Source organism: Nostoc sp. (assembly GCF_041747015.1).
Taxonomy (GTDB): domain Bacteria; phylum Cyanobacteriota; class Cyanobacteriia; order Cyanobacteriales; family Nostocaceae; genus Nostoc.
In genome coordinates, this window is the sequence record NZ_JBGTFY010000037.1 from 1 (window position 1) to 23,991 (window position 23,991).

At 42.6% G+C, this 23,991-nt stretch carries 22 protein-coding genes and 1 pseudogene; 19 read left to right on the forward strand and 4 right to left on the reverse strand.

Annotation, left to right across the window (positions count from 1 at the left end; genetic code table 11):
- Together ACEW80_RS03055 and ACEW80_RS03060 are read right to left on the reverse strand one after the other, a co-directional pair.
- On the reverse strand, nt 1-663 hold a 663-nt coding region (locus ACEW80_RS03055), incomplete at its 3' end, for an AAA-like domain-containing protein (protein ID WP_373525183.1).
- A pseudogene (locus ACEW80_RS03060) lies at nt 660-1,948 on the reverse strand (AAA-like domain-containing protein). The pseudogene ACEW80_RS03060 and the gene ACEW80_RS03055, both read right to left, overlap by 4 nt.
- 574 nt (nt 1,949-2,522) lie before the next feature.
- Between ACEW80_RS03060 and ACEW80_RS03065 the strand changes: the two are divergent.
- The 19 genes from ACEW80_RS03065 to ACEW80_RS03155 all read left to right on the forward strand — a co-directional run bounded on the left by ACEW80_RS03065 (nt 2,523) and on the right by ACEW80_RS03155 (nt 23,345).
- Nucleotides 2,523-2,696, forward strand: a complete 174-nt coding sequence (locus ACEW80_RS03065; protein WP_373525184.1) for a DUF1830 domain-containing protein — start codon at nt 2,523-2,525, stop codon at nt 2,694-2,696.
- Between the two features lie 790 nt (nt 2,697-3,486).
- Nucleotides 3,487-4,065, forward strand: a complete 579-nt coding sequence (locus ACEW80_RS03070) for a helix-turn-helix domain-containing protein (protein ID WP_373525185.1) — start codon at nt 3,487-3,489, stop codon at nt 4,063-4,065.
- Between the two features lie 194 nt (nt 4,066-4,259).
- Nucleotides 4,260-4,979: a TIR domain-containing protein gene (locus tag ACEW80_RS03075; RefSeq protein ID WP_373525186.1), complete on the forward strand. Its 720-nt coding sequence runs from the start codon at nt 4,260-4,262 to the stop codon at nt 4,977-4,979.
- Nucleotides 4,980-5,346: 367 nt separating this feature from the next.
- Nucleotides 5,347-7,290, forward strand: coding sequence for a TRAFs-binding domain-containing protein (locus ACEW80_RS03080; protein WP_373525187.1), 1,944 nt, complete (start codon nt 5,347-5,349; stop codon nt 7,288-7,290).
- A 15-nt stretch (nt 7,291-7,305) separates the two neighbouring features.
- Nucleotides 7,306-8,409, forward strand: coding sequence for a patatin-like phospholipase family protein (locus tag ACEW80_RS03085; protein ID WP_373525188.1), 1,104 nt, complete (start codon nt 7,306-7,308; stop codon nt 8,407-8,409).
- Nucleotides 8,409-9,542, forward strand: coding sequence for an alpha/beta hydrolase (locus ACEW80_RS03090; RefSeq protein WP_373525189.1), 1,134 nt, complete (start codon nt 8,409-8,411; stop codon nt 9,540-9,542). Before ACEW80_RS03085 ends, ACEW80_RS03090 begins: the two co-directional genes overlap by 1 nt.
- Before the next feature lie 630 nt (nt 9,543-10,172).
- A complete protein-coding gene (locus tag ACEW80_RS03095) occupies nt 10,173-12,182 on the forward strand; it encodes an AGE family epimerase/isomerase (RefSeq protein ID WP_373525190.1) in 2,010 nt (669 codons plus the stop codon).
- A gap of 10 nt (nt 12,183-12,192) precedes the next feature.
- Nucleotides 12,193-12,837, forward strand: a complete 645-nt coding sequence (locus tag ACEW80_RS03100) for a DJ-1/PfpI family protein (RefSeq protein ID WP_373525191.1) — start codon at nt 12,193-12,195, stop codon at nt 12,835-12,837.
- A gap of 90 nt (nt 12,838-12,927) precedes the next feature.
- Complete coding sequence (locus ACEW80_RS03105) at nt 12,928-13,185, forward strand: DUF4278 domain-containing protein (protein WP_373525192.1); 258 nt, start codon at nt 12,928-12,930, stop codon at nt 13,183-13,185.
- Nucleotides 13,186-13,227: 42 nt separating this feature from the next.
- The gene (locus tag ACEW80_RS03110) at nt 13,228-14,076 is read left to right on the forward strand and encodes a type 1 glutamine amidotransferase domain-containing protein (protein WP_373525193.1); all 849 of its coding nucleotides are present in this window, start codon (nt 13,228-13,230) and stop codon (nt 14,074-14,076) included.
- A gap of 96 nt (nt 14,077-14,172) precedes the next feature.
- The gene (locus ACEW80_RS03115) at nt 14,173-15,852 is read left to right on the forward strand and encodes a thiamine pyrophosphate-binding protein (RefSeq protein WP_373525194.1); all 1,680 of its coding nucleotides are present in this window, start codon (nt 14,173-14,175) and stop codon (nt 15,850-15,852) included.
- Between the two features lie 12 nt (nt 15,853-15,864).
- Nucleotides 15,865-16,290, forward strand: a complete 426-nt coding sequence (locus tag ACEW80_RS03120) for a nuclear transport factor 2 family protein (RefSeq protein ID WP_373525195.1) — start codon at nt 15,865-15,867, stop codon at nt 16,288-16,290.
- Between the two features lie 34 nt (nt 16,291-16,324).
- Nucleotides 16,325-16,732, forward strand: coding sequence for a nuclear transport factor 2 family protein (locus ACEW80_RS03125; RefSeq protein ID WP_373525196.1), 408 nt, complete (start codon nt 16,325-16,327; stop codon nt 16,730-16,732).
- Nucleotides 16,733-17,170: 438 nt separating this feature from the next.
- On the forward strand, nt 17,171-17,614 hold the full coding sequence (locus ACEW80_RS03130) for a hypothetical protein (protein WP_373525197.1): 444 nt from the start codon (nt 17,171-17,173) through the stop codon (nt 17,612-17,614).
- A gap of 24 nt (nt 17,615-17,638) precedes the next feature.
- Nucleotides 17,639-18,019, forward strand: a complete 381-nt coding sequence (locus ACEW80_RS03135) for a nuclear transport factor 2 family protein (RefSeq protein ID WP_373525198.1) — start codon at nt 17,639-17,641, stop codon at nt 18,017-18,019.
- A 134-nt stretch (nt 18,020-18,153) separates the two neighbouring features.
- Nucleotides 18,154-19,680 carry a GMC family oxidoreductase gene (locus ACEW80_RS03140; protein ID WP_373525199.1) on the forward strand — a complete coding sequence of 509 codons (1,527 nt, stop codon included), beginning with the start codon at nt 18,154-18,156 and terminating at the stop codon, nt 19,678-19,680.
- A gap of 29 nt (nt 19,681-19,709) precedes the next feature.
- Nucleotides 19,710-20,114 carry a VOC family protein gene (locus ACEW80_RS03145; protein ID WP_373525200.1) on the forward strand — a complete coding sequence of 135 codons (405 nt, stop codon included), beginning with the start codon at nt 19,710-19,712 and terminating at the stop codon, nt 20,112-20,114.
- 303 nt (nt 20,115-20,417) lie between these two features.
- Nucleotides 20,418-20,612: a replication restart DNA helicase PriA gene (locus tag ACEW80_RS03150; RefSeq protein ID WP_373525201.1), complete on the forward strand. Its 195-nt coding sequence runs from the start codon at nt 20,418-20,420 to the stop codon at nt 20,610-20,612.
- Nucleotides 20,613-20,906: 294 nt separating this feature from the next.
- Nucleotides 20,907-23,345 carry an alpha-amylase family glycosyl hydrolase gene (locus ACEW80_RS03155; RefSeq protein ID WP_373525202.1) on the forward strand — a complete coding sequence of 813 codons (2,439 nt, stop codon included), beginning with the start codon at nt 20,907-20,909 and terminating at the stop codon, nt 23,343-23,345.
- Nucleotides 23,346-23,453: 108 nt separating this feature from the next.
- On the opposite strand, the gene ACEW80_RS03160 is transcribed toward ACEW80_RS03155, so the two are convergent.
- Both ACEW80_RS03160 and ACEW80_RS03165 read right to left on the reverse strand, forming a co-directional pair.
- Entirely contained in the window at nt 23,454-23,663 is a 210-nt protein-coding gene (locus ACEW80_RS03160; protein WP_373525203.1) for a hypothetical protein, read from the reverse strand.
- A 48-nt stretch (nt 23,664-23,711) separates the two neighbouring features.
- On the reverse strand, nt 23,712-23,991 hold a 280-nt coding region (locus tag ACEW80_RS03165; protein WP_373525204.1), incomplete at its 5' end, for a tyrosine-type recombinase/integrase.

Below are 23,991 nucleotides of genomic sequence, written 5' to 3' on the forward strand. Positions count from 1 at the left end.
TTCTTGCAATCCTTTTGCTAAAGGTAGAGCTTCGTGCGGTTGAAACCCCTTGATATAAATAGCTGTACCAATATTAAAAGGCGTAGATTTTTCTTTTTGAATTAAATCTGAAGGAGTAGCTACTCCCAAGAGAGTAAACGCCAGGCGTTTATATTCCGGTTGTTCGACTCGATTATTATAGCAAACTCGAATCAAACCAAAAAAATCATCGGCACTAAATTTCAAGCGACGAACACTATCAATTTCATCAATAAAGATAACAATATTCTGCTTTATCTCTTTTAAGAGGACTGTTTCAATAAATTGACTAAATCGTCCCAAAGAAGATAGTAACCCATGTTGATTCCACCAAGTTGAGACATCACAAGAAATCCGAAGCTTACGCGCAATTTTATCTGTTAGAGTAAAATACCATTCATCTACTGTTGCTTCGCTACCAATGTCTGCCAGATTAATAAAACAACAGGCATATCCATCGACTTTTAACCGTTGCATTACTTGTATTCCTAAACTGGACTTACCCATCTGACGAGTGTTAAAAACATAACAAAACTCACCTGCTTTGATTCCTTGATAAAGATCTTCATCTACTTGTCGTCTAACATAACTTGGATGCTGAAATCTTAAATCTCCACCAACTTGATAGAAACCAGCTTGACTCATAGGTTTTCTCCTTCAGTTAATAGCGCGCTGAAATACTGACGGTATAATTTACAGCGAGGTATGGCATTATTACCTTCTATTTTTACTAAGCCTAAGCTGTCAAGCTGAATGGATCGACTCGTACTGGATGAGATGCGGTGACAACTTTCCTTAAGGCTTCCTTTAAAGGTGGTTGCTGCTGAATAATTCCCCACATTCGTCGTAGGTGATTGCAATAAATTCCTTCTTCTGTAGCAGCTTTAGCTAACATTTCTTCAAATGTAATAGACTGGTTAACGATTGTTTTTAAGGCATGATTAATGAGATAGGGATGTCCTCCTACTAGTGCCATGAGTTGCTCAATCAGATTGCTGTTCCAATTGAGTTCATACTGCATAACTAAATCTTTTACCTGTTGAGGCGTAAACTCATCTAAAGTAACCGTTTCTCCAACATTAGCAAGAGGAGAATTATTAATATTCAGTGAGGCATAAACATCTGTAGAGTGAACGATAACTAAGCGAAGTTTCTGCCACAATTCTTCTCGCTGTGCTTCTCCGTGCCAACCTCTAAGAAGATCACAAAAGTCTTGAGCAAAGCGTTGTTCAAAAACGCGATCGACATCTTCTAAGACAAGAATTAAAGCACTGTTAATCTGAGGAAATAGATAATCATTAACATAGATTCCCATCTTGTGGTTAGGAGTACCACCTGTATTGTGCCAATATTTATCTAAATTACCGGGGAGTTTTAGTTTGTAATGAATACAAATACATAAAGCTCGTAAGAATTGCTCTAGACTCCCGAAAGCTGTACTATCTAGCTCTTTCTGGAAGTTAAGCACTACGATTTGGCAATCCTTTTTTTTGACTCGCTCTACCACTCGATTCAGCATTCGTGTCTTTCCCATGTACTGAGGTGCTTTAATGCGAAGAAAAGAACCTGGCTGCAAGATAGTTTCATAGCATTTAAATTCTTGTGGCTCTCGCGGTATCTCGAAACGCCCAATATCAATGGAAGGCTTGCATTTCTTATCTGTTTCACAAATTTCTTGCCAATTTAACCCCAATACTTGGCAAAACGCTTTAAAAGCTTCTGGTCTAATTGCTGTTCGTTGTAAAAAATATTTCCAAGTAGATAGTGAAATTCCAGTAGCAAACGGTCCTTCCTTCGTCCAGGGTTTGTTAGGCTCTAAAACTTGACTAGCTTCTAGCAGCCATCTAGTGTCGTCAATATTCCATCCTCTAAAATTTCTAACTTGGCTGATTTTGTGTTTACCCCGTTCAGATGCTTTAAGGCTAGGCATAATAACTTTCTCTCAAAATACTAATAATATTGTAGTTGCTATTTTTGCCATCAAAAATTTGAGTTTTAGCTCAAGTTTAGCTCAGTTTCTTGCTGAATTTGGTTTGCCATAAAAAAACTAATACAAAACTGTATCTAGCTATTTATTTTTGAATTTGATTTAATTAAACTGGAACCTTAAAATTAGGAAACCAGGCTACTTGAATAAGTTTTATCAAGAAATTTTATTTACTGTTTTCCAAGGTTCAATATTAACCAGAAAAAAAACGAACTCGACATGAAAGTTGTCCTGAAAACAATTTAAGTCAGTACAGTTACAGTTACCTCTGAAGGCTAACCCCTGATTACTGATGGCAATTAGAAAAAGACAAATTTTTATAAGAGAAACGCTGACTTGATATTTGAGGTAATACTGCGGTATTTGTGCCTCTAGGGTTTCTTGTAGTCGGATTGATGCTTGCCGAGGTTGTGCGGATGGTTAAAATTGCACTTCTTATTGCTGCTAGTCGGCTACAACGCTGGTATAAATGGTTTTCCACTTACAGCTTTTTCTATTAACCACAGGAGATTTTTCTATGACTTCAAAAATACAAATAACATATCGCAATTCAAGTAAGCAATATTCTCAAACTTTGAGGAGCGTAGACTCATTCTGTTATTTAGAGCAGACGCTTGCCACAGGACAAGTAATTGTGTTTGAAGCGTTTATAGATGCGGCAGTTGAAATTGTTGAGGGACAATGTGTTTAATTTCGTTAGTTATTCAAAGTACAGATAACTGTTTTTAACTGCTTTTAACTGTTGCATTTAACCGCATTGGTTGGCTCTTGTTTTCTACTAGGTTGGCTGACTATTCTAAATACATAGAGGCAGTGAAAATTTCGCGTTCCAAAACTCTAAAGAGATGTGAAAGCTAATTTCACCTTAATTTTAAGTTTAGTCCTCATTAATAACTCGGCTAACTAAACAGTGCCCCTTTCAAAACATATTTACCAATTTAAGAAATAAAAGGAGACATAAAATGCATTTTAAAGATCTGAGTTTTGCTACTATAGTCAGTCTGGCTTTACTCACTGGTACAAGTGTAGCTCCTGCTTTTGCTCAACAGGAGGTTAAATCATCTACGCTTGAGTCAATTTAAGATACAACAACAAAATTACCACATTACCCATTTAGTTACTAGCCAATTGGTAAATAGTTCAACTTATTAGTCTACTACCCTTCTCTAAAACAATCCAACATGGCTAAATATTGGCTGAAAGAGCCTATAATCTCCCCCTATGCTTTAGGGCTTATATACCTGTGACTTTCCTCAATCCAGTCATTGACATAACGCTGAGGCAACATTGACAAAATCACTTAAGGTATATACTATGTGAGTAACATAAGTGAGAAAAGTTATGCAAAAGTCTGTTGTATTACAACTTTGGTGAGGAATTTAAGCTCAATCGAATAAGTTGTGATTAAAAAGGCAAGATGCAATTGCCTAATAACTGACTCTAAATCACGGAAATCTATAAACTTAACCAACTTTCAGATTATGCTCTCAAATGAAATTATCACAAATATTGTCTATAAAGCTTTAAATGAAGCGGTTGAAAACCCCATGTCGGTTGCTCAAAAGCAACAGTTAGTAATTGAACTAACAAAACAATTGCTAGCCGAAGAACTGCAAAAGAGTGAAAAAGACAGTTTTATTAAACTTGTCCCGGAATGCAGCAGTATTGTACCAGAGATATCTTCCACTGCTAACTTGACAGTGCTGCCGTTGAAACAGTGTTCAGTTCAACATCGATCGCTGTTAACTAAAGTTTTTCAATTTATTGAGGCAAATTACCGCAACCCAATTGGTCTGAAAGAAGTAGCTAAAGAAGTTAACCTATCTCCTGCTTACATCACTGACCTTGTAAGACGAGAGACTGGACAAACTGTACTGAACTGGATTTTACAACGCCGCATCGCGGAAGCACGTTGCTTACTTATAGAAAGCGATCACTCAGTGACTGAAATTGCTCAGACTTTAGGTTATGAAAATCCGGGGCATTTCATTCGTTTGTTCCGTCGGTTCAACGGCACAACCCCAAAAGCATGGAAAATTTGCCAAATTGATAACACTTAATACCTAACAATAACTGCCACAACGAGTTTTACAGGCAGAGCTGTTATTGAAATGGGTGTATTGATGGTAATTACTTAGCTCATTCAACACTCTTTTAGGAAACTGTACTGACGAAACATGAATGCAATCTTATAGCAACGATACATCGTGCTCGTTTGAGTATTTATAAGTTTATTAGCTTACTAGAGTCTATTATGACTAATTATGATTCAAGACCACTACTGTTTATTAGTTACCGTCATGCCGATCGGCAAATTGCTGATGTTCTACGAAGATTTCTGAGTAGTCGAAGTTTGGGCAAGATTTCAGTCTTTCAATCGTCATCCGTTGGTGATACGCTTGAAATTGGCGAAAAAATCAATCAGCAATTGATGGAAAAGCTAGACAAAGCAAACCCCATCGTTTTGTTGTATACGACTACTGACCAAGACTGGTCTTATTGCATGCGGGAATGCGGTATAGCAACGAACCCAGCAAGCCCACACAATACAAGAATTATTGTGTTTCAATGTGCGACAGGTTTTTTCCCTGCATTATTTGCAGACCGCGTTAGAGTAAATATTCAAAATAAAGAAGACTTGCAAAAGTTGACCAAGGACTTTCTCACCGATCCGTGCTTCTTTCCAGAACTCAGTCAAGCGATTGCTCCAGATATTGAACCAAATGGCTCGGAGGTACGCGACGCAACTGAAGAGCTATATCAGAAGTTCCAAGAAGTAATACCCCCTCTGCCGGAACCTCCCGAAGAGTGGTCTGCATGGCCGTTTTTACAATTTGAAATTAGCTTGGAACACGCAGAATGTATTTGCAAAACACAACCAGAACAACGCTTTCAAGTTGCCAGCGCAGTCATTCAGGAGTTCTGTTTAATGGTAGTGCAAGCGATAGAGAAGCATAACGGTTATTTGGTATAGCTGGCTTCCCAAAAGGGATGGCTCTTAAAACACTAATCGAGATCTGGAAAGAAAAGAATCCACAATCTGAGCCTAAGTGGCTTGCATCAATATGTACTCAACTGATCAGCGGAGTTCAATGGCGGCTACCAGACTTGACATGAGCGCTTATGAGAGGAGTTAACAATGTTTGGGATGCGCCAGTTTTGAATTGTGTCCGCAAAATATCATCCAGTTTGATATCTACTTCTATAAGTTCGATGTTGATGGGTCAAAGCCAATCCGCTGATTATAAAATCCACGAAGTCAGTCAACGGGTTGAGACAGTAGGCAGGAGTTTTAATCAGTTAATTTTCAGTTAGAGATGCTGCAAAAATAGGATAAATATATGGCTTCACATGTGTTTGTAGCAATGCCATACGGTATTAAGCAAGGCATTGATTTCAATCAAGTTTACAGCGAGTACATTAAACCAGCTCTTTTAGGTGTCGGGTTTGAGGTCTTCAGGGCGGATGAAGAAATTAGGGCTGGAAGCATTCACACAGATATGTTTCAGGAACTGCTGTTAGCCGACTTAGTAGTAGTAGACTTGTCTATTGATAATCCTAATGTTTGGTACGAGTTAGGCGTGCGGCATGCGCTCCGTAGCCGTGGAGTTGTGCAGATCCAGTGCCAGCGAGATCGCCTCCCGTTTGATGTTTACGTAGAGAGAACTCTACGCTATCACTTGAAAAACGGGGTTCCTGACCTAGATTACCTTCAAACTGACAAACAGGCTCTAGCTAACTTTGCTATTGACACTATTTCCTCTTGGCAGGGAAGAAATATCAGCCCAGTATACCATTTACTACCCTATCTTCAAGAACCGAGTTGGAAAGCTCTACGTCTAGGTCAGGCAAACGAGTTTTGGCAAGCACACGAGAACTGGGAACGTCGTATTGAAATAGCTCGAATGAAAGGACGACCTGGCGACATTATGGTTTTTGCTTCAGAAGCACCTAGTCGAGTTCTCCGACTTGAAGCATATCGTGCAGCTGGTGAAGCACTACTTAAACTGGGACAGTTCAAATTTGCACTTGAGCAGTATGAAAAAGCGCTTCAAATAGAACCTACAGATATTGAAAGTTGCCAACAGAAAGGCATACTGCTCGCTCGACTTAACAGGCACGACGAGGCTAAGGTTTGGCTTAAAGCAGTTGTAGAAAATTACCCTGATGACGCTCAGAGCTGGGCACTCCTTGGTCGAGTTGAAAAAGATGCGTGGCTTAGTACCTGGAATAGTGATGGTCAGACTCCCGAACAAATGCTTAAAGATGCAGTCTACGAAGAGGCGCTATTGCACTCTGCATTTGAGGCATACCTAAGCGGATTCCGTAAAAATCCAAGTCACTATTACTCAGGCATTAATGCACTCACTTTGTTGCACTTACTCAGGCATCTGACAGGAAGAGACAATAACAAACGAGAGCGCATAGCCCTTTTAGGTGGTGTCCGGTGGGCAGTGAGAAGTGCACTTGCAGAAAACACTCAGGATTATTGGGCGAAATTAACGCTTGGCGAACTTGAAGTTTTATCAGCAAGCTCTAGACGCATTGAACAAACTTTTAAGGCTGCTGTTGCTGTTGCTCAAAGTGATTGGTTTGCACTTGACTCCTCGCGACAACAACTGTTGGTTCTTAAAGCTTTGGGTTTTCGGTTACAAGAAGTTGAGGTAGCTCTCAATATATTGAACCGTGAGTTAAGCAAGCTTGAAGCCTCAGACGCTCGCTGGGTGCCGCGTCGAGTCTTTCTCTTTAGTGGTCATATGATTGATGCACCGAATAGAGTCCAACCGCGCTTTCCCCCTATCCATGAAGAAACAGCCCGATTGGCGATCGCCAGACAGCTTGACGAGCTAGGGGCTGGCTCTGAAGACTTAGCGCTATGCAGTGGCGCATGTGGAGGTGACTTGCTATTTGCTACTGCATGCTTGGAACGTGGCTTGCGCCTTATAGTACACATCCCCTCTGACGAGCCGACATTTTTACAGAAGTCTGTAAGCTTTGCTGGCGAAAAATGGCGTAATCGTTTCCTTCAAATGAAGGCGCATCCAAACACGCGCCTGCTAATCATGCCACAGGAACTTGGTTCATCGCCAAAAAATACTAACCCATATACGCGCAATAACCTGTGGCTGCTTTATACAGCACTAGCATTTGGTCTTGAGACAGTTTTTATCTGTCTTTGGGATCGACGAGGAGGTGACAACTTAGGTGGTACTAAGCATATGCACGACACGGTAGTAAATTACTCAGGTCAAGCCTACGTTATCGATACAACTACCCTTTGGTAATAAGGAAATACAACGATGAATTTATTAGAGAGGCTAACATCTAACAGTCCTAAGCGGATTTTAGCGCTGGATGGTGGAGGTGTTCGAGGTGCTCTAACACTAGGGTTCCTTGAAAAGATTGAACAAATTTTGCGCCGCCGTTACCAAAATCCACAGTTCAAGTTATGTGACTACTTTGATTTGATTGGCGGAACTAGCACTGGAGCGATTATTGCTAGCGGGTTGGCAATTGGGATGGACGTAGCAGAGATTAAGAAGACTTACTTGGAGTTGGGAGGTAAGGTCTTCGGTAAAAGGAACTGGAGAGTGCTACAAGCTATATTCGATCCAATTCCGTTGCAAGAGGAATTAGCAAAAGTTTTCGGGGATAAAACATTGGCAGATGCCTCTATTAGCACTGGTTTATGCATTTTTGCTAAACGGGCTGATACAGGTAGTTTGTGGTCAATTCACAACCATCCACAAGGGAAATACCAATCTAATAGTCCATTTCTATTACGCGATGTAGTGCGGGCAAGCACAGCAGCACCAACTTACTTCATCCCAGAGAAGTTGGATATTGGTTCTGGCGAGGTCGGAGCTTTCATCGATGGAGCCGTTAGTATGGTTAACAATCCAGCGCTGCAACTTTTCCTTGTAGCAACGCTCAGGGGATTTCCCTTTCAATGGCAGACAGGAGAACACCGTTTGCTCCTAGTTTCAGTTGGTACTGGCGTGTGGCACAGACATAACAGCGTGAATAAAGTGTTGCAGGGTAGAATGTGGGATTGGGCAACACAAGTTCCACTAATGCTCATGGAGGACGCGAGCTGGCAAAGCCAAATGCTCCTTCAATACCTGTCTAGAACACCAACTTCATGGGAAATAGATAGAGAAGTTGGCGATCTATCCGAAGACCTGCTTACACAGCAGCCAGCTTTAAGTTACTTACGCTATGACGTGTGGCTAGAGGCGAATGCCCTCAACGCACTAGGACTAGCAAACCTAAGATTGAACTTAGAATCGCTCCGCGACATATGTGCAGCCGAGAACCGCTACGATTTGGCTGTCATCGGCGAACAGGCTGCTGAACAACAGGTCTGGGACGAACACTTACCTAATGCCTTTGACATAGCATAATGTTTAACAAAGTACAAAAAGTTTTTTGCTATTTTCTGAGTATTCTGCTGCTCGTTTTTGCTTGCCATCCGCCTCAGTCTGTAAAAGCTCAATACCCCGTACAACGCAACCTCTTAGAATACAATATTACGACTCAGGATATCGTGCGGGAAGCCAAGGCTCGTGAGGACTTGCTGCCAGTGCGCTCTCAAGCTTGTCGCTCTATATTTTTCCTCCAGCCTCAGCCGACTAAAAAGGTTTTTGTGTTTTTCCACGGATTTACTGCTTGTCCTTATCAATTTATACCCTTGGGAAAAGCACTAGCGCAGGCGGGTTACAATGTCCTGATTCCGCTAATGCCTGGTCATGGTCGGGCAGGCAATTGGAACAGCAAACGACCGCCTCCCCTGCCCACAAAGCCAAAACTATATCAAAAAAACGGTTTGGCATGGCTGAATAAAGCTCAAAGTTTGGGAGAAGAAGTAATTGTAGGAGGATTATCTGGAGGAGGTACGTTGGCAGCTTGGCTAGCACTGGAACGCCCTCAACAGATTGACCGTGCCTTATTGTTTGCCCCCTACCTCAGCAATCGCAATGTATTAATAGATATATTCATGCAGCGCTCCAAGTCCTACTTCGAGTGGTCGATTGAGCCTGGAACAGAGCAATTTGGTTATTCTGGCTTTCCTCTACCTGCTCTGCAAGTTTTCCGCAGTATGGGTAAAGACATCCTCAAACGGGTACGCAAGTATCCTACTGCGCCCATGTTTATCATATCGAGTGAGAGCGATCGCGCCGTTGGAAACCGCGAGCATCAAGCTTTATTCCAAGCTGTTCTCAAGCGGCAGCCTAAAACTTGGTACTATCGCTTTGACCGAATATTGAATATTCCGCACACAATGTTAACGGAAGCAGAAGGCAATAATTACTACCAGCTACTGATTATGATGGTTAAAGTTTATGTTGAAAGTAATCTCACTTGGACGCAGGTTGAAGAACTTGCCTATCAAATGAGTCAAGGTAAAACTTTTAACACTGCCGTCGCTAAACTGAACCTCAGTCAGCAAGTTACTCAGGATGTAGCTGCGTTCATAACTATGGTAGACAAACGAGCCATCGTTGAATCCCATAACCCTAACTTCAGAGGGGAATAGACAAAAACTAAACCAAGACATTAAAAAATCCTTTCTTACAACTGGATTTTACCAACTTCAAATTTACTTTTGGATCTAAACTAATATCTGAATTCTAGTTTAATCAAATTGTTGCAATGAATATCATTGTGGCTTTTTCCTATTTGAAGACCTATTAGATATCAATTAATATTCAATTAATGCAAAAAAGTTTTAATCCAGTTAAAAAATGAGCAATTGTAGATAAAGATCGTTCATTGTAACTTCATTTATAACCGCTTAAGCTTATTAGCATAGAGATAAAAGTTCTGAAACTATCAAACCTAGAGTTAAGAACAATCATCGACGAAACACATTATATCTCAAATTAATACTTGGAAAAAACTCAACTTTTGTGAGGGATAAAATGCTAGTTCTTGAAATTTTATACTATTTAAACGCTTAAAATACAGTAATTTTTATCTGTAAGCTTTTGAATTTTTAATTTTCTTTATCGTTCGCCAATTTAATCTACTCAGTCTGAGGTTAAATCTTTGAAGATTATAAAAATATAGTTTTATAATCAATAGCTTAAATAATTGCCGATTAAATCCATCGCTAATATCCAAAAGAAAAATCTTTGCTAATTGAAGTAAGAGGGAGTCAAGTAATATGAAACAATTTACTTTAAGCACAACCTTAATGGGCAATGTTACCGATATAAATGAAGAGGAAGAAACATTTAAGATCAAATGCCGTAGCGGTGATGAATTTCGGGTATGTGTGGGCAAGGAAACGCAATTTAGGTTTCTACAGAATTTGGATGGTATAGACCGAGACAGAATACCCAATCCTGAAGGATTCTCCTTAATTCCATCGCAGTTAGTCAAAAAGTATATTCAGCGCGATCGCCTTGTGGTGCTACAGGGTGTTTATCAGGAAGACGGTGAGAATCGGCGCTTTGATGCTCGTATTGTTAACTTGTTGCAGTCGGCTAGCGGAGAATACATTTTTGAGGAAACACACTGGTGGCTTACGCAAATTGCACGTTTAGCTGATACTTGGTTGGGTAATTTGTTTCCTAACAACCAAACCTATGAAATTGATGATTTCGCTTTGTATCAAACCAACTTGAACATTATTGGTTTGCCAACAGACGACAACATTCAGGAATGTGCGACTCTCTCAAGACTTATATATGGACTTTCCTCCGCCTACTTACTAACTGGTCGTGAAAGTTATCTTTCTGCTGCTCGGGCTGGAGTACAGTATCAACGTGAGACTTTTCGCAGCTTAAGTCATGATGGCAAACATTGTTTCTGGGCTTTCGGAAAACGCAAGACTAAGTACAGCTACCAACTGTATATAAACTCTCTAAATGATGACGATAGAGGCACAATCCCTCTGTACGAGCAAATTTATGCCATAGCTGGATTAGCTCAGTATTATCGAATCACTCTAGATTGGGAAGTTCTTGACGACATTAAGCGGACTGTTCGTACCTTTAACGACTTTTTTCTAGATCGTGAATCAGAATATGGAAAGGATGCATACGGAGATTATTTTTCGCATCTTGACTATGCAACGATGAGCTATGACAGTAACGCGCTCGGTGACAATCAATCTAGGAAAAATTGGAATTCAATAGGAGATCATATTCCCGCATATCTAATTAATACGATCTTAGCTATCGAACCTTTACCAATAACGGATCATGGTAACGAAAGCATACGTACATTTTTAGATATATGCAAAAAAATTCTCAAAACCACGTCCAAAATAATAGTTGAAAAATTTACCGATCCAGATGAGAACATTCCTTTTGTTAACGAGCGTTTCTTCCGAGATTGGAAACCAGATAATACTTGGCGGTGGCAACAAGATCGGGCTGTTATTGGACATAATTTAAAAATTGCCTGGAACTTGACTCGTGTTGCTAACTATTACTACTTCATGGTTGAGAAAACTGATGCTCAGAACGAATTTGAAAACCAGGAATTAATACAGTTAGCTGACAAGTTAATGCAATTAGCAAATAGACTGGGCGTTAGTATGGCTGAGATTGGAGTAGATCTATTTCGAGGCGGAGTTTTCGATTCTGTAGAGCGAACACCCAAGAATGGAATGCCTATGGAGTTTCCTTGGAGCAATACCAAAGATTTTTGGCAGCAAGAACAAGCTCTCCTTGCTTATCTCATCCTTTACGGTTGTACTAATCAAGATGAGGAGCAAAAGAAGCAGTATTTGCAGCTTGCACAACAAACAGCAGTGTTCTGGAATTTGTTCTTCCTTGATGTTGACAATAAAGGAATTTTATTCCGAGTTAACGAGAGCGGGATGCCAATTGTTCAAGGTAGCTACGGCAATAAAGGTAGTCATTCAATATCGGGCTATCATGCCTTTGAACTGAATTATCTAGCTCACATTTATATCAGTTCTTACGTAACTAAACAACCTTTCTGCTTATACTTCAAACCAGATGCGAATTGCCGCCAACGTTCTATCAATGTACTTCCTGACTTTATTAAGCCCAACAGCCTGGAAGTAAGTCGAGTCAGTATTAATGGTACTGAACGCACAACAATTGATCCTGATAATTTTCAACTTGAACTAGTTGAGCGAGAATTTCAACTCGGTTCAGAATCCGAAATTATTGTAGAATTTAAACCCTTGAGTGCATAGGAGAAAGCAGATGACTACTAAAGCACTTGCAGGAAAAAAAATTGCCGTACTCGTAGAAAATGAGTACATTCCTGAAGAGATTGCAGCTTATCAGACAAGGTTTGCCGAACTTGGTGCAACTGTGCATTTAATGTCTCGGCTGTGGAACCAACCAAGCGTTCGTTTTGTTAGCGATGTCGATGAAGTGGGTAAAGAACTCCAATATTTAGATGTAAATATGGACTTCCAAAATGCAGACATCAACAACTATGCGGCGGTAATTATGGCAGCCAATTACACCAGCGTGCGTCTGCGTTACTTCCACCCACCAGCAGGACAACTAATTAGCCCCCAGCAGACAAAAACTGCCCCAGCCGTGCAATTTTTCGCTAAAGCGATGCACAGATCCCAAATTATCAAAGGCTTTCTATGTCACGGTTTGTGGATACTAACACCAATGCCAGAATTACTCAAAGGGCGCAAAGTTATTTGTCATGAAGTAGTGCTTGCAGACATCGCTAATGCAGGTGCAAAGTACGTTTCTTCAGAAACAGGCATTGTTGTCGATGGAGACGTAGTAACAGGAAGATCGGGCGCAGACGTGCATAAATTTATCGAGGTGATCGCCACCTGCATCACAATTCCTTCCTCCTCTGCGCCTGCTGCGGTCCGTTAAACCCATCTCTCAACAAACAAATTATCCAAATTATTGACTTTATTGCAGATATCAAGTTAATTCATCCCCACATTGATCTAGGAGGAACCGATGAAACTCTCATATCGCGGCGTTTCCTACGAATCTGATACTTCACGCAGACTCCTCGAGCGCGAAACAACAGCAAAATATCGCGGCGTAGACTACGTAATTCAGCACTTCGGAGAAAAGTTACCCGCGCCTGAACCTAATTTGAAATATCGCGGTACTAACTATCGCCAGTGCTTGAGTGCTACTCAAGTCCAGTCCAGAAATTCGCCATTGGCTAACTTTGCAGAATCAGACTTTTTTAGCGAATTTATCGAATAGCCAAAACGCGATCGCATCAAAAAACCCAAAGGAGATAAAGCAGTGAAAGTTTTAATCGTGCTATCAGAATGGGGTTACTGGGGAGAAGAACTAATCGGTCCCTTAGAAACCTTCGATGCCGCAGGCTACCAAGTTGATTTTGCCACCCCGACAGGCAAAAGACCAGTCGCTATTTCTGTGAGCATGAACGCTACCTACGTCGATCCACCATTAGGACGAACGGTAGTTTCCCAAGAAATGGCAGACAAAGTTAGAGCGATAGACGATCCTCGCAAACCACGCCTAAATAATCCCAAAAATCTGCGCGAGTGGATGCCAGAACGACCTTACTGGAGTTCGCCTAAATTCATCCGCGAAATGGAAGAATATTACCGCAAGCTTGACCAGTTGAAAGCAACAGACTTGCAACAATACGACACTATGCTAATTGTCGGCGGTGCAGGTCCAATGGTCGATCTAGTAAATAACTTTAGAATACACGATCTCGTCCTCAGTTTTTACCAAATGGGCAAGCCAATTGCTGCGGAGTGCTATGGCGTACCGTGTCTAGCCTTTGCGCGGGATATAGGCGATCGCCGAAGCATTATTTGGGGCAAGCACGTCACAGGTCATTGCTTGGAATATGACTACAAAGACGGGACAGGATTCATGGGCGAGAACGTTAATCCTAATTTAGGCAGCATTAACTTTGGTCCCCCGTTCTATCCCTTAGAGTACATCTTGCGCGATGCCACAGGACCAGAAGGAGGATATCACGGCAATGTCGGCAAAGAAACATCAGTAATTGTAGACTACCCATTCATTACAGGTCGCTCTACCCCAGATTCTTACATGACTGGGCAAAAGGTAGTGGAAGTCTTAGAGCAAGGGTTGAGACGCTACGGCTGGTGAAGGGAGCTTTCTTGAGCAGGGGAGATAAATATCGATTCGTTTTCTTTTGCTCTAACTTTTAACTTTTAACTTTTAACTTTTGACTTTACTAAAGTTATGGCTGTAAAAACTGGACGATTTGCGATCATTGAGCAGCTTTTGGCTGATGGCATCAAGTACATGTTTGGCAACCCTGGTACAGTAGAACAGGGATTTCTGGACGCTTTGAGCGATTACCCGGATTTTAAATATATCTTTGCCTTGCAAGAAACGATTGCACTAGCGGCGGCTGATGGTTATGCCCGCGTTACTAAAAAACCCACTATCGTGCAACTGCATAGCGGTGTTGGTTTGGGTAACGGCATCGGCATGATGTATCAGGCAATGCGCGTTCATGCACCGCTAGTTGTGATTGCTGGTGAGGCGGGTATCCGTTACGATGCGATGGACTCGCAGATGGCGGCAGATTTAGTAGGCATGGCAAAGCCTGTAACTAAATGGGCGACGCGAGTAGTTGATGCGGATTCTTTATTGCGGGTACTGCGACGGGCAATTAAGATTGCTGCTACCCCACCGATGGGACCTGTATTTATTTCTTTGCCTGAAGATATCCTGGATGCACAGATTACTGAAGATATTGTACCTACTTCTTTCCCAATCACAAGAGTTGCACCAGAAGATAGTGAGATCGCATCTGCTGCAAAGATGTTAGCTAATGCTACTAAACCGCTAATTATTGTTGGCGATGGTGTAGCTTTTTCCGATGCTCAAGCAGAAGTTACTCGCGTTGCTGAACTAATCGGCGCGCAGGTTTGGGGCGCAGACTCATCCGAACCAAATATGAATGCTACTCATCCCTTATTTGGGGGGTTGTTGGGGCATATGTTTGGTAGAAGCAGCCGCCGCATTACCTCGGTTGCAGATGTAGTTTTAATCTGCGGTACTTATGTTTTTCCTGAAGTATTCCCAGCTTTGTCTGACGTATTTGCTCCTAGTGCAAAGGTAATTCACATTGACTTGAATGCTTATGAAATTGCTAAAAATTTCCCTGTGGATCTGGGATTAATCAGCGATCCTAAAGTCACCTTAGCCAAGGTGACTGCGGAACTAGAACAAAACATGACATTTGGGCAGCAAACAGCAGCAAACGAGCGAGTTGTTGAAATTACAGAAGCTAAAAAACAGCAACTTGCTACTCAAATTGCAGCAGATATCAGTGTCCGCGGCTCTGTACCTCTGCATTTATCGCAGTTTGCCCAAGAACTAGCTAACCAATTACCATCGGATGCGATTGTGTTTGATGAGGCGATTACTCATAGTGACGAACTGTGTCGCTATCTGCCCCCAACAACTATCGGACATTATTTTCAGACGCGGGGCGGTTCTTTGGGTATGGGTATTCCTGGGGCAATCGGGCTCAAACTCGCACAGCCCGATAAAACTGTCATTGGCTTTACAGGCGATGGCGGGGCGATGTACACGATTCAAGCTTTGTGGACGGCGGCGCATCACGATATTAATGCCAAGTTTGTGATTTGCAACAATCGCAGCTATCGCATCCTCAAAATGAATATTTTACAGTTTTGGCGCGATGGCCAAATTCCCGCTCGTACTTTTCCTGATTTTTTTGACCTACAAAATCCAGATATCCGCTTTGACAAATTAGCTGAGGCGATGGGAGTTCAAGCTTTGCGCGTGGAAAGTCCAGAGCAAATTCGTAGTGCGATCTCTTTAGCACTGTCTCACAACGGTCCGTTTTTGATCGATCTAATAATTTCTAACGAAGTACCCAATTAAGGAGAAAAACCAATGAATAGCCCTAACGTAGAAATCGTGCAAAGAATGTATGAATGTTTCAATCGCGGCGATATGGATACAATCCGCCGAGAAATCTTTGCCCCAGATCTTGTCTGGCGCTTACCCGGACATCACCCGCTAGCAGGTACTAAAAACGGTGCAGAAGAAGTGATTGCCTTTTTTGGGCAGCTAAATAAGGCAGGCATCCAAGTAGATTTGATTGGCATCGAACCTTTTGGTGCAGACAGTGTTGTTGAAGTCCATAGAGGACACGGGCAAACCAACGGCGCGGTTTTAGATGCTAATAACTGCACCCATTACCAAATCCGCGACAGCAAAATTGCCAATGTGCAAGTCTACATCAGCGATCAGCATAGTGTTGACAACTTTTTCTCGGCTGTTTACGCCCTTAAACCAATTCCCGACCGTTTAGCCTAACTTTCGCTACCCATCTACAAGGAGATAACTAACTATGGAAGTAACCCCAGAACTTGTCCGGCAAGCCTATGCAGCATTAGCGACAGGCGATACATCAAAAATTCTACAGTATTGGGCAGAAGATATGGTTTGGCTTGTTCCTGGTCACAACATACTTTCAGGCAGGAAAAACAACCTAAATGAGTTTATCGACTTCATGGCCACCGTCGGGAAACTCTCCGATAACAGCTTTCAAATGGTACACAGCGCGATCGTCGTTAGCGGTGAGTATTCCGCAGATGTCTCTTACAACACCGGAAATCGGGCAAGGAATGAGGAAAAGACTCTAGGTATCGATGTTATCCACTTCCTCCGCTGGCGTGACGGCAAAGTAATTGAGGGCAAAGGTGGCATTTTCGCAGATGGTACTGCAGAGTATGACAAGTTCTGGTCCCCTGTCTAACCTTAAGATTCACAGAATGCAAACAAAAACAAGGAGAACTAATACCAATTCTCTAAAGCCCAGCTACAGATAGAGCTTCGAGGATGGATTGTCTACCAGTAATAGAAGCAATCACTTCAGGGGTGAGGACTTCAAGCTTCTCTTTCAACAGGTAGCGCAACTGCTCTAAGTTTTTGGGTAAAGTCCATCGCAACTGGCGCTTGAGATGAGTCAGGAGGTGGAAGTCAAGAATTGGGAAAGTTCAAACTTTCGCGCCGCCCTAACCTACCTGGTTTCCCCAGTTTTTTCCATTCAAAAGGTCTACCTTAACTATTTGCCCTTCGGTTAATAGACTAATAGCAAATAGTTGTGCAACCTGAAAGATGTGATAGGCGTAAAAGCGCTAAATAACTGAGTATCCCTCTCCTCCAAGAGTTTCCTTCCTCCAGTCTAAATACAATGAATACCTTAACTCGAATTTCGGAAACAGAAGTTAGGCAATTAGTAAACGATTGGTATGTAAAACTAGATGTTCATGCAGCAGTTGAAAAAATGCTGTTAATGCTAGCCAAAGACACTCTTGTAATGCAATTACCAGAAGTAACTTTGCATGGATTAGATGAATTTAAAGCTTGGTACGATCGCATAGTTCATACATTTTTTGATGAAGTGCATACGATGCAGTCGTTAGACATTACTACTACATCAGAACAAGCCGAAGTTCAGTTAGTAGTTCGTTGGGAAGCTAGCCGTTGGAATGCGCCAGCACCCAATAGTCAAAGACTAGCATTTGATGTAGCGCAAAGATGGGTAATTAAGCGATCGCCCGACACGCAAAACTTAGTCATCGACACATATATTGTTGATGCGCTTACCCCGTTAGAAGGCTTCCCTAATCTCTAAAACTATCAAACTTAAGGAGCTGACATGAACGCTAAAGATGTAATTGAAAAGTACTACGAATCTGCTAATGCAGGTAATTGGATTACCTGGCTATCATTGTTTGACAAAAATGTAGTTGTAGACGAGCAATTAGCCGGTCACGTTGAAGGAATTAGCGTCTTAGAAGGCGCAATTGATGGCATAGAAAGGGGTTATTCCAAGTTTCAAAACAATCCCCAACATATTGTTATTAATGGTAACGAAGCTTGCGTTGTTTCTCACATTTCAGCCGCTAACGCTAGTGGCGTACCGATAGAGGCAAATGTTGCTAATTACTTCCGTTTAAAAGATGGCAAGATTGCCTACATGGCTAACTTTCACGACACTAGACCCTTTGATCCATTTGTGAATCAAAATTTAGGCTAATTATTACTAATTAGCCCTAAATCCTACCTCCCCTCTCCTCTGTGGAGAGGGGTTAGAAGGGAGTCAATATGACTATCTTTTTTCATCAATATTACCTTAAAAAAAAGCTTTCAAATCGTCTAAATAGAGGCTTTATGAATCAATTTGATTTTATCGTGGTCGGCGCAGGTTCGGCAGGGTCAGTTATTGCCAACCGCTTAAGCGAAAATCCCGATTGCAAAGTATTAGTTTTAGAAGCTGGCGGCGCAAATATTCCCCCAACTGTTGATAACCCCTCAGCCTGGTTTAGTCTCCTCGGTTCCAACGTAGATTGGAACTATACCAGCGTCGCCCAACCAGGTTTATCAGGACGGATTACCAACGAACCACGCGGCAAAATCCCCGGCGGTAGCAGCAACTTGTACATCATGATGCACATTCGGGGGCATACCTCAGACTACGACAATTGGGCATATAACGGCTGTCCTGGCTGGGCATATCAAGATATTTTGCCCTACTTCCAGAAACTAGAAGACCAAGAAGACGATACCAGTCCTTGGGCGGGTAAAGGCGGACCGTTGCACGTAGCTAATGCCAAACTGCACAACCCCAACCCGACATCATCCGCATTTATTGATGCTTGTTTAGAGTTGGGTTATCCTTACACGCCAGACTTCAACGGTCCCACTATGGAAGGCGTGGGCTGGCATCATGTCAATATTAAAGATGGTAAGCGCCATAGTATGGCAGTTGCTTATTTATTTCCAGCCTTGCCACGCCCAAATCTAACTTTAAGTACCAATTCTCAAGCTACCAAGATCGTATTTAAAGGCGATCGCGCTTGTGGCGTAGAATACATCCAAGATAGTACAGCTAAAACCGCCTACGCAAATTGTGAGGTAATAGTCTGCGCTGGGGCAATTGAGTCACCTAAACTATTATTACTTTCTGGTATCGGCAACCCCAACCACCTCAAAGAGTTCAACATTCCTGTAGTTGCAGATTTACCTGGTGTGGGTGAAAATTTCCACAACCACGTACTTACAGGTGTAATCTCTGAAGCTGCCCAACCCGTACCGCCACCCAACTTAAATCTGTCGGAAAGCGCCCTATTTTGCAAGTCAGCACCAGGCTGGGTAGGACCAGACTTGCAAATCGCCTTTGTCCACGTCCCGTTTGACATCATTATCGGTCAAGGTTATCCCAACTCTATTAGTATTTTGCCTGGAGTTGTCCGCCCGATGTCTCGCGGCTGGATTAAACTCGCTAGCAGCAACCCCTTAGATAAACCGCTAGTTAATCCCAATTACCTGGGCGAAACAGCAGACGTAGAAAGGCTGATTCAAGGCGTGGAAATTGCCCGCGATATCTTTGCGACGAAAGCTTTTTCTAGTTGGATTAAACAAGAATTAATCCCTGGACCAAGTATACAAACTCATTCACAATTAATAGAATTTGTCAAGCAAAGAGCCAATTCCTACCATCACCAAGCTGGATCTTGCAAAATGGGTCAAGATGAAATGGCAGTAGTAGATCCGCAACTGCGCGTCTACGGCGTTGAGGGATTGAGAGTAGCTGATGCAAGTGTCATGCCTGTTGTGCCTTCAGGAAACTGCCATACAGCGATTGTGATGATTGGCGAGAAAGTCTCGGACTTGATTAGACAGCAGTACGAAATTTAGTAACTAACTTGAATACTACGGAGATAGAAATGGGATTACTCACTTTTTCGCATATGGCGATTAGTTGCAAGGATGCGATCGCTACAGAAAAGTTTTATACCAAATATTTCGGTTTCACCAGAGCCAGAGTAGTGCCTCTAGGCGACCAACAAATAGTGTTTATCAAGTTGGGGCAAATGTACTTAGAACTATTCCAAGCTAGTGCCCAGTCTCCCATTCCCTTACCTACTAATGATGGTCCTCAATATCCTGCTTGGCGACATTTAGCGTTTCAAGTTGACGACATTGATGCCAAACTTGCCGAGATGAAAGACGACGCGCTCGTTACTCTTGGTCCACTGAATTTTGATGACCTTATTCCAGGATGGCGCTCGGTTTGGGTAGCCGATCCTAATGGCAACATCGTGGAAATCAGTCAAGGTTACGTCGATTAGGAGGACTCACTAATGGATGCAGATTTAGCTAGGTAAAATACTCAGCCTACAAGCATACTGTAACCTTCTTGTAGCAAAATTTATGTCAAAATCCGTGCCTTAAAACCTGCATTCTAGCTGATTTTACCACAGTCAAAAAACCTTTTCTGTTACACGGCAAGAGCTATAAGACTACCAAAGAAAATCCCAGCCATGTTCGTACAGTTTTACACCTGCTAGTACAGTCACTTTCATAAATCTGGCACAGTTCTTAGTGTAGTTTCCGATTTTTCCTAAAAACTGCTTTCATCAAGAGATTCCACAATGAAGATCGTACAAGTAATCCGGTGTCCTAACTGTGGTAGCAAGGCTGAACGGCATCACCTTTTAAGCAGTCAACTGACTCAGACCCAATGCCCAATCTGCGACTACCTTATGGTGACGTGCGCTCGCACTGGTGGAGTTATAGAGGCTTATGCTCCTGGCATCTACCCTGCCGCTATAAGAAGCAAGAAGTAACAAATTTTCATTGATGAGTCTCTTGTAAAAGTCAGTTAGGCAGACATGATTTACATAAAGTTAACCAAATAGTAACTCTTAGCGCGTTAACGAGACTTTGCTCGTCATCAAGGAAAAGTAGAAGGTCTCTGTACTGGGTTGTCGATTACAGGGTTACAAAATCGGAGTTTCGGCAAGAGTGAGAGAAAAGCAAAATGCAAGCTCTGGTTTTCCAAAGAGGCTCTTTTCGTTCCTAAAAAGTTTCGGCAACAAAACTGACTGCAATACATACTACTACCTGAAAAAGATTACGTTATGGCTACAATCACCGTTCAGTTCACGTATCTAACTGGATTAAAAAGAGAAATTGTTCGTAATCTCCGCCTAACCGGGAGTTGGGATGCGAATGGTCGCTACTCTAATCAGTGGTCCTCTGTACCAATGCAGCAAACCATTGCAGATGATGGCTGTCCCTGCTTTACAGCAACAGTTCGGTTAGATGATACTCAAATTGGTTGGTTATTTCGCTGGGGTGTGATTTTAGATAATCCAGCAGGCAATAACCTCTGGGGAATACCGACTGAAATTAATGACACTAATTCAAACGATCGCTACCGCAGTTTTACTCTACAAAATCCCAGTAACAATCAGCCGCAGCAAGAAAGATATTACCTTACCCATTGCCGACGACTGGGAGCGCAAAAATACTATAACGGTACAACCCAAGCTGAGATTCAGTTCGCCGTCTGGGCACCGAATGCCCAAAACGTGGAAGTTGTGTTCGGAGGAACGAGCGGTTACATTGCTGACAATGGTGCAGGAATAGACAATAACCGTGCGTCGTTGCCGATGTCTCAACAAGCAGACGGTATCTGGCAGACAAATAGGGTAGCATCTTTGTCTGATTTTTTAGCCTTCGACCGTTTGCCTTATATGTATCGGGTGACTAAAGCAGATGGACGGGTAGAGTATAAAACAGATTTATATTCCCGTTGCCAAATGGGTAAGGGGAGGGCAAACCCTAATGGAAATTTCTATTCTGGCGATTACAGAGAGCTTGACGGCTCAGTTAGTTGCTCGGTAGTAGTCGAGCCTGAAACGGTGACAAGAGAACTTAATGCAGACATCTTGCCACAACAGGTATTCGTGCCACAGGAGGAATTCTGGCAAAATGAGTTCAATAGAGATCGCCCTTTACCTAGTCAGGTAGAGGATCTTGCGCTCTACGAACTGCATATTGGCGCTTTAGGATACGGTCAGAACCAACCGGGAAACTTTGAAGATGCTATTAACCTGCTGCCTTATTTAGTAGATCTAGGAGTTAACGCAGTTGAACTATTGCCCATGTCTGAATTTAGAGATGAGGTAAATTGGGGCTATGAGACATCCCATTACTTTGCTCTAGAATACAGCGCTGGCGGTCGAGATCAACTGAAGCATTTTGTTAGAGCCTGCCACCGTCAAGGCATCGCGGTAATTATGGATGTGGTCTACAACCACTATTCCCCAAATGCAGTTAGGGCTGAATGGGGTTATGACTCAGATGCTCCCGAACAAAACATTTATTACTGGTATGAGGGCAACTCTGCTAGTTATCCTCAAGCGGATGGAGGCTATGTTGACAATATGTCCACAGGTTTTGCCCCACGCTTCCATGAAGAGATGGTGCGGCAGATGTTCATTAGCAGTGCAGCCGCTTTAGTAGAAGAATTCCACATCGACGGGTTCCGGGTCGATCAAACAACTTCCATGCATTTATACAACTTGCTACACGCCGATGGTAGACCGCTAGGCAACGCCAACGCTTTTGGTGCTAAGTTCCTCAGAGAATGGACGCGGACAATAAAGCTAATCCGACCAGATGCAATCCTTATAGCTGAGGATCATTCTGATTGGGATAAAGTAACCGAGTCACCTGATGTTGGTGGTTTGGGGTTTGATGCGACTTGGTACGCCAACTTTTACCACCATTTAGTCGGTGATACTCGACAAGGAATAGAGTATGCCAAATTAATTCCCACGGCTGGATACGGCGGCAACGAGCCTCTGCCTATGGATTACTTCGCGCTCGCGCTGGCAGCATCAGGCGATCGCAAAGTGGTATATCACGAATCCCACGATGAGGCGGGCAACTCATATTACGAGGACGGAGGCAGCAAAGTTGAGTCTAGGCGCACAATTATAGCTGCGGTAAACTCAGCGCCACTGATTGGAGAAACCCGCCGCTTCGCCGAGGCACGTTGTCGCTTTGCTTGCGGTATGACCATGCTGTCGGCTGGCACTCCAATGTTTTTGATGGGAGAAGAAATTGGCGCACAAAAATCCTACAGATACACAAATTTCCTAGATAACAAGGAAGATCTGTTGAACGAGCGCCAGACCAATGGTCAAAGTTTATTCGCGTTCTATCAGGATATTATTCGGTTGCGACGCAGTTATTCAGGATTGCGTTCGCACAATATCTACATCATCCACATTCACAATATCAATCGAATTATTGCTTTTAGGCGCTGGGATGACAATCAGGAGTTCTTGATTTTAGCTAGCCTCAATAATTCTCCCTTTAGTTCGGGATACACCATCGTATCTTCACAGCTAGGAGATGGTCGTTGGCGAGAAATTTTTAACAGCGATGCTGAACGCTACGGGGGTAACAATGTCGGCAACTTTGGTGCAACTATCTTTTCGAGCATCGGTCGGATGTCTGCCGTGATTCCAGCAAACGGATTTGTAGTATTTCAGAAGGAGCAGTAAAAAAGGTGTTGCATAACAATAGAGTTGTCAGGAAATAAGGAATGAGTAAGGCAATACTGCTTTGCAATTGAATTTTTCTAGCCACTTGCTGCGAACATCAAGTGGTCATCAAAGCCCTCGATTCGGTTGTGCTAAATCACCCTGACGGCGTTGTAGTGCTTGACAGAGCGCAAAGGCATTTTTGCACAGAACGCAAGATTGATTCAACAGACATTTGTCCTGCTTTTGAGTCTCACTTAATTCGCCGCCTCTAGGCTTCCTGTGGGGTAGATGGATATTGTCATACTTCTGCTCTAAACCCTCAAAGCCTAAGTCCACTTTACCAGTTAAGACTTTATGCGTTACCCCAAATAACCCATGACCGTGTCAGACCTCTACTCCTATACCCAAAGCCGGATTATTAGCGTAGCGATCGCTTACGTGGGCATATAGTGCGGTAGTTTTAGTATCAGAATGACCCAGCAAATCTTGTACCTGCCGCAAAGAAGCTCCCGCCTGCAATCCGAGCGTTCCTGCTGTATGTCTCAAACTATGAGCAGATAAAGTTCTGCCTTCTGTATGCTTTAGCCCAGAAGCAGCCAAATAGAAATCCACAACAAAGCGGATGCCGCGCCGGGATAACCTTTGACCTCCGAACCGATTGCCT

Excerpts from the sequence above, each read along its gene's own strand:
- ACEW80_RS03065 (WP_373525184.1), top strand. The coding sequence starts at position 2,523 with ATGACTTCAAAAATACAAATAACATATCGCAATTCAAGTAAGCAATAT.
- ACEW80_RS03070 (WP_373525185.1), top strand. The coding sequence starts at position 3,487 with ATGCTCTCAAATGAAATTATCACAAATATTGTCTATAAAGCTTTAAAT.
- ACEW80_RS03075 (WP_373525186.1), top strand. The coding sequence starts at position 4,260 with ATGACTAATTATGATTCAAGACCACTACTGTTTATTAGTTACCGTCAT.
- ACEW80_RS03080 (WP_373525187.1), top strand. The coding sequence starts at position 5,347 with ATGGCTTCACATGTGTTTGTAGCAATGCCATACGGTATTAAGCAAGGC.
- ACEW80_RS03085 (WP_373525188.1), top strand. The coding sequence starts at position 7,306 with ATGAATTTATTAGAGAGGCTAACATCTAACAGTCCTAAGCGGATTTTA.
- ACEW80_RS03090 (WP_373525189.1), top strand. The coding sequence starts at position 8,409 with ATGTTTAACAAAGTACAAAAAGTTTTTTGCTATTTTCTGAGTATTCTG.
- ACEW80_RS03095 (WP_373525190.1), top strand. The coding sequence starts at position 10,173 with ATGAAACAATTTACTTTAAGCACAACCTTAATGGGCAATGTTACCGAT.
- ACEW80_RS03100 (WP_373525191.1), top strand. The coding sequence starts at position 12,193 with ATGACTACTAAAGCACTTGCAGGAAAAAAAATTGCCGTACTCGTAGAA.
- ACEW80_RS03105 (WP_373525192.1), top strand. The coding sequence starts at position 12,928 with ATGAAACTCTCATATCGCGGCGTTTCCTACGAATCTGATACTTCACGC.
- ACEW80_RS03115 (WP_373525194.1), top strand. The coding sequence starts at position 14,173 with ATGGCTGTAAAAACTGGACGATTTGCGATCATTGAGCAGCTTTTGGCT.
- ACEW80_RS03120 (WP_373525195.1), top strand. The coding sequence starts at position 15,865 with ATGAATAGCCCTAACGTAGAAATCGTGCAAAGAATGTATGAATGTTTC.
- ACEW80_RS03125 (WP_373525196.1), top strand. The coding sequence starts at position 16,325 with ATGGAAGTAACCCCAGAACTTGTCCGGCAAGCCTATGCAGCATTAGCG.
- ACEW80_RS03130 (WP_373525197.1), top strand. The coding sequence starts at position 17,171 with ATGAATACCTTAACTCGAATTTCGGAAACAGAAGTTAGGCAATTAGTA.
- ACEW80_RS03135 (WP_373525198.1), top strand. The coding sequence starts at position 17,639 with ATGAACGCTAAAGATGTAATTGAAAAGTACTACGAATCTGCTAATGCA.
- ACEW80_RS03140 (WP_373525199.1), top strand. The coding sequence starts at position 18,154 with ATGAATCAATTTGATTTTATCGTGGTCGGCGCAGGTTCGGCAGGGTCA.
- ACEW80_RS03145 (WP_373525200.1), top strand. The coding sequence starts at position 19,710 with ATGGGATTACTCACTTTTTCGCATATGGCGATTAGTTGCAAGGATGCG.
- ACEW80_RS03150 (WP_373525201.1), top strand. The coding sequence starts at position 20,418 with ATGAAGATCGTACAAGTAATCCGGTGTCCTAACTGTGGTAGCAAGGCT.
- ACEW80_RS03155 (WP_373525202.1), top strand. The coding sequence starts at position 20,907 with ATGGCTACAATCACCGTTCAGTTCACGTATCTAACTGGATTAAAAAGA.